10 protein-coding genes and 1 pseudogene are annotated in these 15,204 nt (G+C 53.1%); all 11 read right to left on the bottom strand.

Annotated features, from left to right (window positions below; all coding sequences use genetic code 11):
• Positions 1 to 667: LacI family DNA-binding transcriptional regulator (locus ACQY6F_RS16000; protein ID WP_428775824.1), on the bottom strand; the 667-nt coding region annotated here is incomplete at its 3' end.
• Between the two features lie 32 nt (positions 668 to 699).
• Positions 700 to 3,288 (bottom strand): glycoside hydrolase family 3 N-terminal domain-containing protein, encoded by a 2,589-nt coding sequence (locus tag ACQY6F_RS16005; RefSeq protein ID WP_428775826.1) that lies wholly within the window; start codon positions 3,286 to 3,288, stop codon positions 700 to 702.
• Between the two features lie 31 nt (positions 3,289 to 3,319).
• Positions 3,320 to 6,769: a hypothetical protein gene (locus ACQY6F_RS16010; RefSeq protein WP_428775827.1), complete on the bottom strand. Its 3,450-nt coding sequence runs from the start codon at positions 6,767 to 6,769 to the stop codon at positions 3,320 to 3,322.
• 131 nt (positions 6,770 to 6,900) lie between these two features.
• Positions 6,901 to 7,995, bottom strand: a complete 1,095-nt coding sequence (locus ACQY6F_RS16015) for an ABC transporter ATP-binding protein (RefSeq protein ID WP_428775828.1) — start codon at positions 7,993 to 7,995, stop codon at positions 6,901 to 6,903.
• Between the two features lie 90 nt (positions 7,996 to 8,085).
• Positions 8,086 to 8,952, bottom strand: a complete 867-nt coding sequence (locus ACQY6F_RS16020) for a carbohydrate ABC transporter permease (protein WP_428775830.1) — start codon at positions 8,950 to 8,952, stop codon at positions 8,086 to 8,088.
• Between the two features lies 1 nt (position 8,953).
• Entirely contained in the window at positions 8,954 to 9,943 is a 990-nt protein-coding gene (locus ACQY6F_RS16025; protein WP_428775832.1) for a carbohydrate ABC transporter permease, read from the bottom strand.
• A 64-nt stretch (positions 9,944 to 10,007) separates the two neighbouring features.
• Positions 10,008 to 11,249 carry an extracellular solute-binding protein gene (locus tag ACQY6F_RS16030; RefSeq protein ID WP_428775834.1) on the bottom strand — a complete coding sequence of 414 codons (1,242 nt, stop codon included), beginning with the start codon at positions 11,247 to 11,249 and terminating at the stop codon, positions 10,008 to 10,010.
• Between the two features lie 17 nt (positions 11,250 to 11,266).
• Entirely contained in the window at positions 11,267 to 12,274 is a 1,008-nt protein-coding gene (locus ACQY6F_RS16035; protein WP_428775835.1) for a LacI family DNA-binding transcriptional regulator, read from the bottom strand.
• Between the two features lie 253 nt (positions 12,275 to 12,527).
• On the bottom strand, positions 12,528 to 13,877 hold the full coding sequence (locus ACQY6F_RS16040) for a diguanylate cyclase domain-containing protein (RefSeq protein ID WP_428775837.1): 1,350 nt from the start codon (positions 13,875 to 13,877) through the stop codon (positions 12,528 to 12,530).
• Positions 13,874 to 14,884, bottom strand: a complete 1,011-nt coding sequence (locus ACQY6F_RS16045) for an ABC transporter substrate-binding protein (protein WP_428775838.1) — start codon at positions 14,882 to 14,884, stop codon at positions 13,874 to 13,876. The genes ACQY6F_RS16040 and ACQY6F_RS16045 overlap by 4 nt, the downstream gene beginning before the upstream one ends.
• A gap of 198 nt (positions 14,885 to 15,082) precedes the next feature.
• A pseudogene (locus ACQY6F_RS16050) lies at positions 15,083 to 15,204 on the bottom strand (NAD(P)-dependent oxidoreductase); the annotation flags it as partial.

Consider the following 15,204-nt stretch of genomic DNA (forward strand, 5'->3'; position numbering starts at 1 on the left):
GGCCAAAGACAACTTTAGCTTCACCACCCCCTACCCCGATTTTGACATCGAAGAAGTCAGTCGCTATGCCGCGCAAAAAGGCGTCAGGCTGATTGGGCATGCCCTTAATATGGGCGATATTCATATGCCCCTGCTGCAGCAAATGCAGGGTCGCCATATAGCCACCCAACACGTTGTCCAGGTTGATCGAGCGAACATTTTCACCCTGCACATCATAACCGACCGCAATTACCGGAATGTCTGCTGCGAACGCCAGGATCTGCTCTGGCATCAGGCTGCCGGTGACTATGATCACGCCATCTACCCGACTGTTCGCCAAGTATTCCAGCGCCTGAGTTTCAATCCGCTTATTCCAGTGTCCGGTGGCGATAACCAGAGAGTATCCCTGAGCGATCAGCACTTTCTCCATGTCGTTGAGTATCCGGTTGGAGTGCGGGCTTTCGGTGTGTTGGATCAACACGCCCACTGTCATGGATCGTTTTTTCACTGATGTCGGTGTCGGGTAACTGGGTTTGTATCCCAAGCTTTGAATGGCCCGTTCGATGTTGTCGCTCTTTTCCTGAGAGACAAAAGTGGTTCGATTCAAAAACCGCGACACCGTGCTGGGGGAAACCCCAGCCAGTCTGGCGACATCATACACAGTTGGTCGGTTGTTTTTGCTACTCATCTAAACAGTTTGGGCTACCTTTAGGCCAGAGATCAATCAATCGGAGCATCCCAGCTAACGTTGGCTAACACCGCATGGAACGGGCCGTCACTATACAGCATAAACGGTACGTCCAGATATGCGAAATTAACGCCCTGCTCGACGAACTGCTGGCACGGAATTTCGATGCGGACAAACTGCTCGCGGGCTTCTCGAGTCCATTGGCTGAGATCAACCCGAGCCAGCTCAGTTTGCTGCTCAAACGACGCCCCTTTCTGCACTGCCAGGTAGACCGGCTGCTCGCAGGCGCGCAGCACTTTCAGCTCAAAGCAGATTTTACCGTTGTGGTTGGCGTAACTGCTGAGGTCTTCTGGTTTGCCGTCACCCGTTTCTACATACGCTGCGCAGTAACCGCCGTTAAAGTTCAGTTCGACTGAATCCTGCTGCTGCAGGTAGTTATACGGCTTGGTATTGAGGTCTGACAAGGTCATCACATTGTTGCGCGACACATCCACACCACCGAGGTGTTGCTGATCGGCCACTTTTAACTGGTAGTCACCTATCGTGGCCAACACTCCGTAAAGGTGGGTAGCGGCATAAGCTTGGCCACTCTGGTCATTCTGCTCGTTATCCAGAGTCAGATTATCCAGGTCGCGTTCCGGTTGCCCGTCGAGATAAGTCAATCCGTAACCATACTCAAACAGCGGCGCGTGCTCCCCCGTTGGCGACTGTTCATTGTCCGCCAGCTGATAACCCGGAATGTGCGGTGGTATGCGATGAACCGTACAACTGCGCTTTTTGTTCGGCCAGCTGAACGAGAGTTTGCCGCAGAAATCAAACCTGGCTTGCCCTTGTGCATCGGCCAGCAGTACGTCGGTCAGGCCCAGACCTTCGCTGCCCGGCAGGAACGCTGCCACAAAGGCTTCACACTGGTTGATTTCCTGATTGAGATAGAGCGGTCGGCCACTGAAAAACAGCCCGATCACTTTAACGCCCTGCTGATGAAGCTGGCGGATCTTGGCGCTGTCGGCCGCATAGCTTCGTTTCAGCGTGGCGAACTCTAGGCTCTGCCAGGCTTTGATATCCCCCATCATTTCAGCGTAAGGGTCTTCGCCAAACGCAACGATTGCGACATCACCTGGCTGATAGTCGCGGGTTAAATCCGGATCGAAGATCAGCGAGTCCGGCGTCATTTCCGCTTCCAGCGCCATTTTCAGTGTGGTAGCGCCAGGGAAATCCTCCAGACAGTTTTCATCGCCCTGCCAGGTCAGGTTCCAGCCACCGGACTGCTTTTGCAGATCGTTGGCGGCGCTGCCGGTCAGAATCAGCCTCTGGTTTGGAGACAGTGGCAGCAGGTTTTGATTGTTTTTCAGCAGCACCAGAGACTTGCGTACTGCCTCTCTGGCCAGTGCGCGATGCTGCGGCGCCCCGATCAGTTGCTGTTCTCCGGCACAGGCGCGCTCGGATGGCATCGGCTTTTGCCACAAGCCGGCGCGCATTTTCACCCGCAGGATCCGGGTGACGGCATCGTCAATGCGGCTCTGGGCAATCACGCCGGAACGTACATCATCCAGGGTTTTCCGGTAGGCCGCTCGCCAATGAACACCAACCGGGATCATCAGCACATCGTTACCGGCATTGATGGCATAGGTCGCGTCGCCGTCACTGCATTTGCTCACTTCGGCGTGGCCGTGCCAGTCGGTCACCACTAAGCCGTCAAAACCCATCAGGTCTTTCAGCACATCGGTAAGTAAATACTTACTGCCGTGAATCTTAAAATTGTACTCACCTGGCTGCTGCGGCGCGTGGTCATAATTAGCCGGATTATCCCAGCAGTTGAAGGACGACATCACTACCTGGGCACCGGCATTCAGTCCACTGAAATAACCCATCGCATGGATATTACGCAGCAGCTCTTCACTGTAATGGTTGATGCCGCGATCCACGCCGGTTGCGGTACCGCCATCACCCACCCAGTGTTTTACATTGGAGATCACGTGGAATTCACCCTGCAGTTGCTCGGCATCTCCCTGCAGGCCGTGGACCATTTCACTGGCGTAAGCGTAAACAAGCTCCGGATCTTCCGAGTAGCCTTCATAGGTTCGGCCCCAGCGTAAATCTCGCGGTGTCGCGACGGTCGGGGCAAAGGTCCAGTCGAGACCGGTGGCCGCAATCTCCAGTGCCGTAACCCGGCCAATGCGCCGGATCAGTTCCGGCTCACGGGCACAGCCCAGTCCGATGTTATGGGGAAACACCGTCGCACCATAAACATTATTGTGGCCGTGCACCGCATCGGTCGCCCACATAAACGGAATCCGGAACGGACGCCCGGCAAACATCTGCTCGGTCGCCAGCCAGTATTGATCGGCTTTCAGCACCCATTCACTCGCCGGAGCCCGTTTGTTGTTATTGGGCCAGGAGCCGCCGCCATTCAGCACCGAACCAATTTTAAACTCGATAATGTCCTGTGGCGTTACATCGCGGATTTCTGGCTGGATCATCTGGCCGACTTTCTCTTCCAGGGTCATCTGAGCCACAATCGCCGCAACCCGCTGTTCGATATCCGGATCGACGGCGATAGCAGATTCAATTTTGGGCCACTTTGCAAAATAAGGGGTATTGAATTCTGTTTTCATAGTCATAATGGATTCCAATGCTTGACCGTTCAGTGAGTTACCACGCACGCAGCTGACCAGACGGTAGCTGTACTTCGACCTGATGAACCAAACCTTTGCGCTCAAACAACGCACTGGCGATGTGCCCTGGCAGTGTCAGTTGTCTCAACGTGACCTGACTGCCATCTTGCATATGTACCGTGACTACAGCGTCATCCGACTCTGTCACCCGGTAGACAAACGGCACCTGACAGTAGGTAAAAGCGAGTTCATTCCGGTTTATGTTCAGTTGCGCGGGTTGGTTATCCCAGCGGAGATAGTGAAACGGCTTCGCCTGAGTCAGAAACTCATCGCGGCTGAGCAACTGTGGATGCAATTCAATCACACCATTGCGGATCACCAGCCCCAGTTCGCGGAAACGGGCGATCAGCTCTTCTTTCACTTGCCCGGTCATGCCCGGCTGCTGGGCCCCGGCGTGCTTTGGCGTGTGTGAATATGGGTCAGTCGGGAACGCGCCGTAGTGTTGCGGCGATTTGTTAAAGCCGATCCCGGCCCGGACCCGGTAGTACTGCTCACACAGCTGCTGGCACAGCTCGCTGGTTGGATCGAGCTCAAACGCCTGCTGGTAGTTTTCCTGCACCGCCAACAGCAGCTTAGACACCATGTGCCAGTAGATGCAACCCAGCCCTTCGTAGCCAAACATGGTGCCGGAGCGGCCGGTAAAGGCTTTGTGATTAAACACTTGCTCATAGCAGGCCAGCACTTGCTGCCACTCTTGTGGATTGGCGTTCGGGTATTCTGCCTGCAGCGAGTCAATGGCCGCCTGCAGCGATTGGGCATTGTTAAACTCTGCCCGAAAACGCAACTGGCCGCTCAAGTCGCGCTTAATAATGCGCTCGTCACCCGCATTGAGCATCTGTTGCAGCAGTGCGCTGTTTTCCAGCGCCGATTCCGGTATGCGGTTTTTATCCATAAACCGCACCAGTTGGCGATCGGGATAGAGCATAAAGCTGTGTTGATCGGCCCGGTAGATGTCGCTCTTGAACAAGGTATCCAACAGCCTAGCCGCCTGTTTGGGATCTAACTGTCCTGAGCTAAGCACGGCGACCTGACCTTCCAACATAGGGTAAAGCGGCTCGATTTGCAGGCTTTGCTGATCAAAGCTGACGATGTTATAGGCGTTATACAGGCCATCGCTGCGCTGGTTATTGATTATCGAGGCATCCAGCACGGCCAGCGTTGACGATAGCAGTTGCTCTATGTGCTGGCGTTCAAACCGGGTTTTACCGCTGAAACCGCCTTGCTGATAGACCCGGCGACGATAGCGATCGCCACAACCGACCAAATCGCGCAGCACGGCCATGCGCTGTTCTGGCGACAGGGTTTCATGCCCGACTTGCTCAGCCAGTGGCTGTAGTCTCGCTGACAGATCGGTAATCCAGTCAGCCACCTCATTCGACAGGGAGATGCTGCTGCCAGCGCGGCAGATTACGGATTGCAAAAAGGCCACATAACGGCGCATGTAATACAGGGTCACCATCGACAAACCATTCCCGACGATGGCGTTGTTGGCATCATTCCATTCTGGCCGCTGCGTGTTGAGCCAGATACCGCCGTCCACCACCAGGTTGCTCAGCTTGGCCAGCAGCGGCACCAGTACCTTCTCGGTCAGGTTAACCTGGTAAACGTCTCCGGCTGCGTTAAGCAGCAGTTTTCCGTCGCTACCCAACTCACACACCCGTTGTTCGGTGAGTGCCTGGGTCTGGTCATCAAAGCTGACAGTATCTTTCGGATTGCGCAGCAACTGTTCCAGTTCGGCCAGCCGGTACGGCACATTGGCGTAACTGAAACACTCCGACTCGAGCAGTTGATTCAGTTCCTGACGATTAAACTGCTCGGCCAGTTCTAAAAACTTCAGCAGGTAGATGATCTGGTGGTCACCCCAGTAGCCAATGTTACTCCAGGGATCATCCGGATCCATGATCTCCCAGTCGATACCCTGCTTGGTGATCCGATAAGGGTTGTAGCCATCAGCGGTCGACGCGTTGACAAACTTGGCGATAAAGCTGGCGATGTATTTAGGATAACTGAGGGCTATCGCTTCCCAGTTCTGGAATATGTCGCGCCAGTTGCCCTGGTAAGAGAGCAGACGCTTGCCATCCTGGTCACGCAGTTTAATTTCAAAATGGTTCCAGGGGCGACTTGGGTCGCCATGGCGGCGGCCGAAGGTCAGCGGCAGATATTCGTAAGCCAGCCGCTGCAGCTGAGCGTCACCACTGGCTTTGGCTTTCATCACCAGTTCCGCTTGGGTAAAAGTGGTCGGCAGTGAGGCCAACAGAGCCTGATGGCGTGCCGCAACCCGTGCATTTGCCTGAGTAATGCTCGCCACTACATCGGCTTTGTCCAGCCAGTAGTGATGCTCGAACACACCACCACGCATATTATTGAACAGCACGTTGGCATAGTGATGCACGCTGGTGCTTTCATCTTCGGTCAGTTGCCAGGCATCCGCACCGGACATCAGTTGAATTAACTGCTGCTGATTTTCACTGATCGCCAGCTCAAGCGTCTCCGCTAGCTGCTCAGTCTGGTTTTGTAGCGCAATCAGTTCACTGACCCGGCTATGATCCTGGTCTAAATCGGCGACCTGGTACCACTGGTTACTGCTCCGAGCTGCGAGTTCGATACGTTTGTGGATAAAGTGACTGCCGCGCAAGCCACGGGTCAGGGTTTCCGCTTCTATCGCCAGGCCCGAACGGAATGCAGCAAGCTGCTGACTGCTGAGCAGAATTTGGTGTGGGTCGTTGTCTACGCTAAATACCGTGGTCGCCAGCAGTGATTCCGCCGGCTCGGCACGGTCGCTCAGTTGGGCGTACATGGTGTACAGCGCCAGTGAGGTATCGTCTATCCGCTCGTTCCACTTGTAAGCATCCACCAGTGCGCTGCGGGTTTGCAGCGCGGCCAGCGGCGCACCGGAAGGGAGCAGATTCTGCAGCCCGTCCAGCAGTTCGATATCGCGCGTACCATCAGCCAGGTTGGTTAACTCAGCATGACGCACGAAGCCAAACGGCTCACAGGTACGCCAGCTATAACGGTAGCGCAACTGCAAACTGTGGTTGATCTCTTCAAACAACAGCTGGTCGCCGGTGGTGGTTTTATACAGGTTGCGCTCAACTTGATACAGGCCATTGTGTTGCAGATTGAACGGTTCCCACAGCTGCCAGTGGTCTCCGTTACCTACCCGCAGTACCGTTTTGGCGCCGGTATTTTCTGCGTTTTCATGAATATGATCGACAGAACGATACGGGAACAGCGCATTTTCCGGCCGAATACGTCCTGCGCTCAGGCAACCTGTTGAAGAGATAAACAGCCAGTGGTTACTGGAAGAGACCAGGCTGATAAAAAAGGGCGCCATGCGGTCAACATTGCGAATTTGGTAGTAGCGTTGGCCATCAAGATCGACAAACTGACCTGATACATCTGAAGCGGCGACGTCTTGTTGATTCATAGTATTTAGATTCCGACAAAATTGGTTAGCCGCAGCCATTCAACCGGCTGCTGCTGTAACTGGCTTAGCCTTTGCCAATAAAAAATGAAGTGCGGGCGGCGACAGGTGAACGCATCGACACCCGCTGGGGCTCAGAACTGCGCCAGCGACTGCTCGCTTTCGAGATCAAACAGGTGCAGGGCGTCAAGATCCAGGTACAGGGTAACCTGATCAACATCCACTTCGGCCGCCTGGGTTTCTACCGTCAGAGGTTGGCCTGCCACTTCGGTTTTCAGCAAAATGCTGGCACCAAGCAGCTCTTTGTCGAGAATTTTCACCGGCAGCGGCAATACCCGGTCGTGGTCAATCTGCTCGGCACGCAGATGGATATCGGTTGGCCGAATGGCAAAGTTCACCGCTTGATTATGCTGGGCTTTAGCCTGAAAACGCTGTGGCAACTCCAGCGTGATATCACCCAGTTGCAGCTGCCACTGGTCATTGGCATTGGCCACACTGGCACTCAGCATGTTCATTGACGGGTTACCAATAAACTGCGCCACAAATTTGTTGGCCGGGCGCTGGAATACCTCGGTCGGTGTGCCAACCTGAGCAACGTAACCGTCTTTCAGAATCACGATTCGGTCTGCCAGGGTCATGGCTTCGATCTGGTCGTGGGTCACGTAGATGGTGGTGGTTTTCAGCTCACGGTGCAGCTGCTTAATCTCTTCCCGCATCACGCCACGCAGTTTGGCATCCAGGTTGGATAGCGGCTCATCGAACAGGAATACCTTCGGTGTGCGCACCATGGCGCGGCCCATCGCCACCCGCTGACGCTGACCACCGGACAGCTCTTTTGGCTTACGGTCTAACAGCGGCTCCAGTTCCAGCATTTTGGCCGCTTTGCGCACTTCGGCGTCAATCTGCGGTTTGGCCATGCCTTTCAGCTTCAGGGCGAACGCGATGTTTTCGTACACGGTCATATGTGGGTAGAGGGCATAGCTCTGGAATACCATCGCAAGGTCACGGTCTTTGGCATCCACTTTATTCATCAGCTTACCGCCAACATAGATTTCACCGGCAGAGATGGACTCCAGCCCGGCCAGCATACGTAGCGTGGTCGACTTACCACAACCGGATGGTCCCAGGAACACCACGAACTCGCCATCGTTGACTGTGAAATCGAAGTGTTTTACCACCTGTACATCACCAAATGCTTTTTTGATATTTTTAAATTCTACTTTTGCCATTGTCTTGTTCTCCCTGCACGCGCTCTGCGCATGCAGTGCTAAATTAGTCTTGAGCTGTGCTCATTTCACTCGGGTGGATGGGCCCACCAATTAACCTTTCACTGCGCCGGAGGTCAGGCCGCTGATCATCTGTTTCGAAGCAAACAGATAAGTGGTCACCAGCGGCAGGATCGATATGGTAGTACCCAGCATCACGGCGCCCCACGGCGTGTTCGGTATCCCCTGCACACTTCGCAGCGCCTGGGTAATCACATAGTTTTCCGGACTGGTCAGTACCACCAGTGGCTGCATAAACATATTCCAGAAGAAGACGAACTGGACGATAGCCAGGGTCGCCAGGGCCGGTTTCATCAGCGGCAGTACCACGCTCCAGTAAGTGCGAAACTCACCTGCACCGTCCAGCTTGGCCGCTTCCAGCAGTTCTTTCGGTACCGATGCCACCACGTGCTGACGCATCAGGAAGATACCAAACGGTGTGGTAGTGAATGGCAGCCAGACCGCAATATGGTTATCCAGCAGGCCTAAAAATTTCACGATCATAAAGTAGGGGATCAGGCTCAGTACCGGCGGGATCATCATCGAACCGACCAGCATACCGAACAGCAGGTTCTTGCCACGGAACTGATACACGGCAAACGCGTAGCCGCCCATGCTGCAGAACAGCAGTGAAATGGTGGTGCCAAGGAAGGCCACGTAGACGGAGTTAAACATCGCCTGCCAGAATGGCATGATTTCCAACAGCTTGGCGTAGTTCACCGCCAGGCTGTCACCGATCGCAAAGCTGATGCCGGTGCCAAAAATCTCGGTACGGTCCCGGGTCGACAGCAGCGCCGACCAGAGGAATGGGAATACCGTCATCAGTGCCGAGACAATCAATACCACTGCCAGCGCCGCCATCGCCAGTTTGGTCATGATCGAGATAGTGCGATCACTCGGTTTAAGTGCTTGAATAGACATGTTATTGCTCTCCTAAACCTTTTTTGCCAAAGAAGATGAACTGAATCGAAGTACACAGGGCGATCAGGATAAACAGCAGCCAGGAAATGGCCGACGCCGTTCCCATTTCCAGCCACTCCCAACCCACTTTGTACAGGTACATGGAGATGGTCAGGCCCGACTGGCCGGTACCGCCGGTACCACGGGTCAGCACAAACGGTTCTTCAAACAACTGCAGGTTACCTATGATGGTCATAGTGACGGCAAAGAATATGAACGGACGAATCATCGGCAGCGAGATATGCCAGAAACGACGCAGCGCGTTGGCACCGTCCATACGGGCCGCTTCCAGGATATCTTTCGGAATGGTCATCAAACCGGTGGTGTAAAGGACGATGTTAAAACCGGTGTATTTCCAGAACACCATAAACGCAATTGACGGTTTGATCATGGTGGCATCATCCAGCCAGCGAATCGGCTGGAAATCATTTACCCAGGCAAACGCCCAGCCAAACAGCGAACTGTCGGCCAGCGCCATCAGGCTCTGGTTGATAATGCCCGAGTTAGGTGAATACATGTTGAAGAAGATCAGCGCTGCCGCGACGGTCGAGGTGATGTATGGCAGGAAGTAGGCAGATGTGAGCCAGTGGCGCATGCGATCAGCCATGGAGACCAGGATATACGCCACCGGAATCGCCACCAGATGTTGAGCCACGCCAGAGGTGATCGCCAGCCACAAGGTATTTTTCAGCGAGCGCCACAACCAGGGGTCAGTCAGGGCGATATGGTAGTTTTCCACCCCGACATACTGCATGGCACCCAGGCCTTCGACCGGGTTCCACTCATGAAAAGAGAGGAAGATAGAAAACAGCAGCGGGAAAATCCCAAACACTGAGAAGATAATCAGAAATGGGATCAGGAACCCATAAGGTGTAAGCGCTTTCAAATTCAGGTCAGAAAAAAAACTCTTACGCTTAGAAGCTTCCATAACGCTACCCACGGATTGGTTCATAGTGATAACCTCTTGAATTGGAGGCGCTCTCCACGCCTCCAACGTATAGCTTAGTAGATAGGAATTACATGTTGCGGGTACGACGTTTAATCATACGTTCCGCTTCTTTAAGGGCTGTTTTGATGTCTTTGCCTTCATCCAGCACTTCCATCAAAGCGTTTTCCAGAATGATGGCACGCGCTACGTGGTCACCTTTCGCTGGCTGAACCGGCTTGATGTTGTTGGCCACTTCAGCGAACAACTGACGAGCCTGCTGACCGCCCAGGAACTCGATGTTCTCGTTGAACATAGGGTCGTCGTAAGTAGTGACGTTGGCCGGGAAAGCGGCGATAGTTTCGAAGTGCTTAAGCTGAATATCACGACGAGTTGTCATGTATTCGATCAGCTTCCACGCGTCATCCTGGTGCTCAGACTGAGTCGGGATAGACAGGAACGAACCGCCCCAGCTACCGTAAATGCCGTCTGGCAGGTGCTCTGCACGCCACTTGCCTTTGGTTTCAGGTGCAATCCAGTTGTTCAGGTGACCCAGCAGCCAGGCACCGGACAGCTGAGTGGCGAAAGTGCCGTTACGGAAGCCTTCGTACCATTCGTTGGTCCAGGCCAGAGTGCGTCCGTCCAGGCCTTTGTCGCGAATCTGTTTCGCTACTTCAAACGCGTGGACAAAACGCTCAGACGTCACCACTGGGTTACCGTCTTTATCAAAGTACAGACCTTCACCTTCTGGCACGGTAGTAAAGATGATCGCCTGCGCCACGTCGGCGGCAGACGCGATCAGCTGAACATTCTGTTTTTTCAGCGCTTCACCGGCTGCGATGTAAGAATCCCAGTCTTTAATCGCTTGTTTGACGTCAACGCCGGCTTTTTCAAACAGGTCGGTACGGTAGTACATCACGCCAGGACCCAGATCGACCGGAATACCGTACATGTCGCCATCACCGCCTTTACCCTGTGCCCAGGCATAAGCGGCAAAGCTCTCTTCAAATTTATCCGCACCGTATTTTTCGGATAAGTTCACCAGGCCGCCCGAGCTGACAAACGGACCAATTTTTTCTACATCAACAACTATCACATCACCGGCACCAGAGCCCGTCGCCAGGTTAGTGGTCAGTTTGTTATGGTGGTCACCGTGGTTATTCATCAGGTAGTCCACTTTAATCCCGGTCTCTTTTTCAAACTCCGGCAGCAGTACTTTCAGGCTGCTGTCAAAGTCTGGAAAACCGTCAAAACGGATTTGCTCGGCAGCAGTGGCAGTCCCTGCCGCACCCAGAGCCATCGCGGTCGCAAGAGTGATAGTTTTGAGTTTCATATCTTATCCTTGTTGTTTTATAGGGTATGGGATACATCTGTGACGGAATTACGTTCCACCAGCGTGGGTGATAACTTAAAGTTCACGTCTCGTTGTTGTTGGTTCAAAATCTGAACAGCCAGCCTTACCGCTTCTATGCTCATCTGTTCAATCGGGAAGTTTATGGTGGTCAGCCCCGGGGTCAGATAGCGGGCGAACAAAATATTGTCAAAACCCACTAACGATACCTGCTCCGGAATCGACTTACCCTGTTCACGCAACACTTCAAACGCGCCGAAGGCCATGTGATCGTTACAGGCGAACACCGCGGTAAAATCACGATGGCGCTTTAACAGCTTTTGCATCGCGTTCACCCCGGACACTTCGGTGAAACCGGCCTCTGAAACCAGTGCTTCGTCATACTCAATCCCCGCCGCCTCCAGCGCATTTCGGTAACCAAGTAGACGCCCCCGTGCATCTGATTTATCCAGAGGGCCGGTAATACATGCGATTTGGGTGTGGCCGCGACTAATCAGATAGTCCGTCGCCAGCTTTCCGCCCAACTCGTTATCAATCTCTATGCAGTTTTGCGCCATTTCCGGAATAAAGCGGTTCACCAGAACCACTGCAACTCCCTGCTCTGACAAAGAAATTAAATAGTCGTCCGACAAGTACTGAGTATGCAGAATCATCGCATCGACATTGCGACCGAGCAGAAACTCAACCGACTCGCGCTGGCCTTGTTCGCTATTTGAACCAGCCGTTACCACCACATGGTAGCCATAGCGGCGTAAGTGCTCTTCAATGCTGTGCAAAATGCCGGAATAAAACGGCCCACCGAGTTCAGGCACTATGATGCCAATACTGCCGGTCCGGCTGGATGCCAGTGCCTGGGCAATGGAGTTCGGCCGATAGCCCAGCGCCTTAATGGCTTGTTCGACTTTTAATTTTTTATCCGCATTGACCGGGCAGCTGCCGTTGATCACCCGCGAAACCGTCGCCTGGGAAACCCCCGCATACTCCGATACGTCTTTGATGGTTGCCAAACAACACCCCTAATCTCGAAATCTGAACCAAGCTCGAAACCGCTTTCATGCCGGAAAGTATCGAGCATTTATACGGCTGATTACGTGAGTCAGCTCACAGCCACCGGGGGGCAAAAACAGCCAATACGGCAAATAAAGAGCCTTTCAGCAGTTTCCATCCGCGCCATGAAACAGTTTCATGAAAGCGTGTTCGGGCGCAAAAAAAGTGGGCCATGGGATAGGGAAAATCATTGGAGAGCAGATGAGTTGGGCGCTATTGCGTTTTATTTAGCTCCTGGATCGGTCGATTATCACAAGGATGTTCGCAGTATTTGCAATTGGATTGGTGTTTTGCCAGATACATCGCCTGATCGGCAAATTTGATTAACTGCTGCATGTTGACGGCCTGCTGCGGGTAATAGCAGACACCCAGGCTGGCAGCGACATGAATAAGACGTTCGCCATGGGTAACCGGTTTATTGAGCTGCAGAGCAATTTCGTCTATTTTTTTACAGACGTCGCGGTTTTCACGCATTAAATCCAAACAGACGACAAACTCATCGCCGCCATAACGGCCGACGAAGTCGGTCTCGCGTACGCAGTTTACCAGGCGTTCGGCCACTACCCGCAATACCTGGTCACCGGCATCATGACCGATGGAGTCATTGATCAGTTTGAAGTCGTCCAGGTCAACAAAAATCAGTGCCAGGCTCAAACCTGTGCGGTTGGAGTTAATGATCGCCCGGGATAAGGTTTTTTCAAATGCCCGCCGGTTCATCAGGTTAGTTAGCGGGTCGTGTTCGGACAAAAACAGCAGTTGCTGCTTCTGTTGCCGTAACACTTCGGTTTGACGCTTAACTTCCTGTTCCAAATCTTGTTTGGATACCATGGATTCATTAAGCGAATGGCTCATATGGTCGAAAAAGTCCGCCAGCTTTACAAATTCAGTCGTCAGTTGGCGCCGATCCTGCTGATAACCAAACTCCCCTTTGGACAGTTCCAGCATAGCCAGCTGCATCCCGTTCATGCCGCGCTGAAAACCTTCCAACGTTTTCCAGGCACAATAACTGACCAGCAGGGAGACGAACACCAGGCTCAGTGCCGTCATTACCAGTACCTGTTGCTGAGCCTGTTCGGCTTGCGACAAGACTCGTTGGTGGGCGTGCACTAACTCCTCTGTCATATTCTGGATTAGCACGTTGTAGCGCGAGTGCAATAGCCCGTGGGCGTTTACGATACTGCCAATCGGTTCGTTCGCTGTCGAAGCTTGTTCTGTGTGGCTTAAGCTCTGCTCCTGCTTGAGTAACAGGTCCAGGCTATTGTTCATTTTGCCGATGTTGGCTAACGGGCCAAACTGGCTACCGTAATTTTGTAACTGTTTGGCCAGCTCCATCTGCGCCATCCCAACCTGATTGAGCGTGGCAGTATCCCCGTATTGAGAAAACACCCACAGTTGACTGCGCAAGTGGTCAACACTGAGCTGAATATTGACCAACTGATTGAGTTTCATCTCGATACTGCGCTGTTCACCGCTTATTTTAAACAGCGACAGAATAATCAGCGCCGTCAGTGCGAAGCTTGCCACCACCAGCACAACCAGCTTGTTCCTCAGCGAATCGATCATTGATTGATCCTCTGTTTGAACGCGACCTGGTACGGTTGACTGAACATCAGTTCACGGAAATTCGGCATAGGTTCGGTGACCAAGTTTCGTTGTAATGCCCAACGAGCTTCAAGTTGTAAGTTGGATAGCAGAGAGCTACCAAGAGACAAGCGAAACAGATAGTCGTCCCAGGTCCATTCCAGCTCATCCTGCGACACTTGCAGTGTCTCTGCGACCAGGCGCTGCGCTTCTACCGGATTGGCGTGAATCCAGTTAATGGCATCGTCTAAAGCCAGAATCAGTGCTGTGCTCGCCGCCATGTTACGCTCTACCGTGCTTCGTTGTGATAACAAGTTGAAGTTAAGTTGATAGACGCCAGGTACGCCCAGATTGTATACATCGGAGCCCACTCTATGGCTGGCCAGATACCCAAACGGTTCCCAGGCCGAAATAGCGTCTACCTGTTTGCTTAGCAGGGCGGTCACCATTTCGTTCGGCAGTAGGTCAACTTTTTCAATTGGCAGGTTAGCAAGGTTGCTGGCGATCAGGGTGGAATCGAGATAAAACTCGCTAGCCGACCCCTTGACCACACCGATGCGTTTGTCACGCAAACCACCGATGTGCGAGATACCATTGGACGCCAGCGTCAGCAATTTCACATCGTTATTCGACTCGACAAAGCTGACTAACAGCGCCAGGTCATCATGGTGAAAACTCTCAAACATCGCTACAGATTCAGACGCGGTCGCATAATCTAGCTCACCGGCTAACATACTTTTGACACAATTATTACCTCCGATGCAGGGAATGAGCTCTATATTTAAACCGTGATAGGCAAACAGACCCAGATGCTGCGCAACAAAGAAAGGGGATGTCAAAGGCGATTTGGCGACACCGATGGTCATCGATTCGATCGGGTCAGATTGAGCGTTTTGCTCTAGTTGGCTATCGATATACCAAACCGATACCACGCCGACGCAGATTGCCAGCGCAAACAGGGTAATTTGAAACGATCGGCTCCATCGCATTATTGTTATTTTTCCACTAACCGAGCGGTGATCTTTAAAGGCTAGTACGAAATACGATAACTGCACGCTTAGATGAGTATTTTGTAGGTAACGTCACTATGCGCCGGCAGAGAGCAGCGGCAGATGCGGCCATTCGACCGCTAAAAGCAGCCAAGCCGGCAACTTGGCCGGCTTGGTTTACGGTTTTGTGACGGGCAACTATTGGCGGGATTTTTGTGCCACGGCTTTAATAAGCACGGAAGTATCCATTCGGCCCTGGCCCTGTTTCTGCAGTTCAGCGTACTGCTGATCCACCTGTTTGGTCAGCGGCAGTGTCAGCC

The organism is Vibrio sp. (assembly GCF_050299255.1).
Classification (GTDB): domain Bacteria; phylum Pseudomonadota; class Gammaproteobacteria; order Enterobacterales; family Vibrionaceae; genus Vibrio.

Coding starts and splice junctions, on each gene's coding strand:
- ACQY6F_RS16005 (WP_428775826.1), bottom strand. CDS start 3,288: ATGACTATGAAAACAGAATTCAATACCCCTTATTTTGCAAAGTGGCCC.
- ACQY6F_RS16010 (WP_428775827.1), bottom strand. CDS start 6,769: ATGAATCAACAAGACGTCGCCGCTTCAGATGTATCAGGTCAGTTTGTC.
- ACQY6F_RS16015 (WP_428775828.1), bottom strand. CDS start 7,995: ATGGCAAAAGTAGAATTTAAAAATATCAAAAAAGCATTTGGTGATGTA.
- ACQY6F_RS16020 (WP_428775830.1), bottom strand. CDS start 8,952: ATGTCTATTCAAGCACTTAAACCGAGTGATCGCACTATCTCGATCATG.
- ACQY6F_RS16025 (WP_428775832.1), bottom strand. CDS start 9,943: ATGAACCAATCCGTGGGTAGCGTTATGGAAGCTTCTAAGCGTAAGAGT.
- ACQY6F_RS16030 (WP_428775834.1), bottom strand. CDS start 11,249: ATGAAACTCAAAACTATCACTCTTGCGACCGCGATGGCTCTGGGTGCG.
- ACQY6F_RS16040 (WP_428775837.1), bottom strand. CDS start 13,877: ATGATCGATTCGCTGAGGAACAAGCTGGTTGTGCTGGTGGTGGCAAGC.
- ACQY6F_RS16045 (WP_428775838.1), bottom strand. CDS start 14,884: ATGCGATGGAGCCGATCGTTTCAAATTACCCTGTTTGCGCTGGCAATC.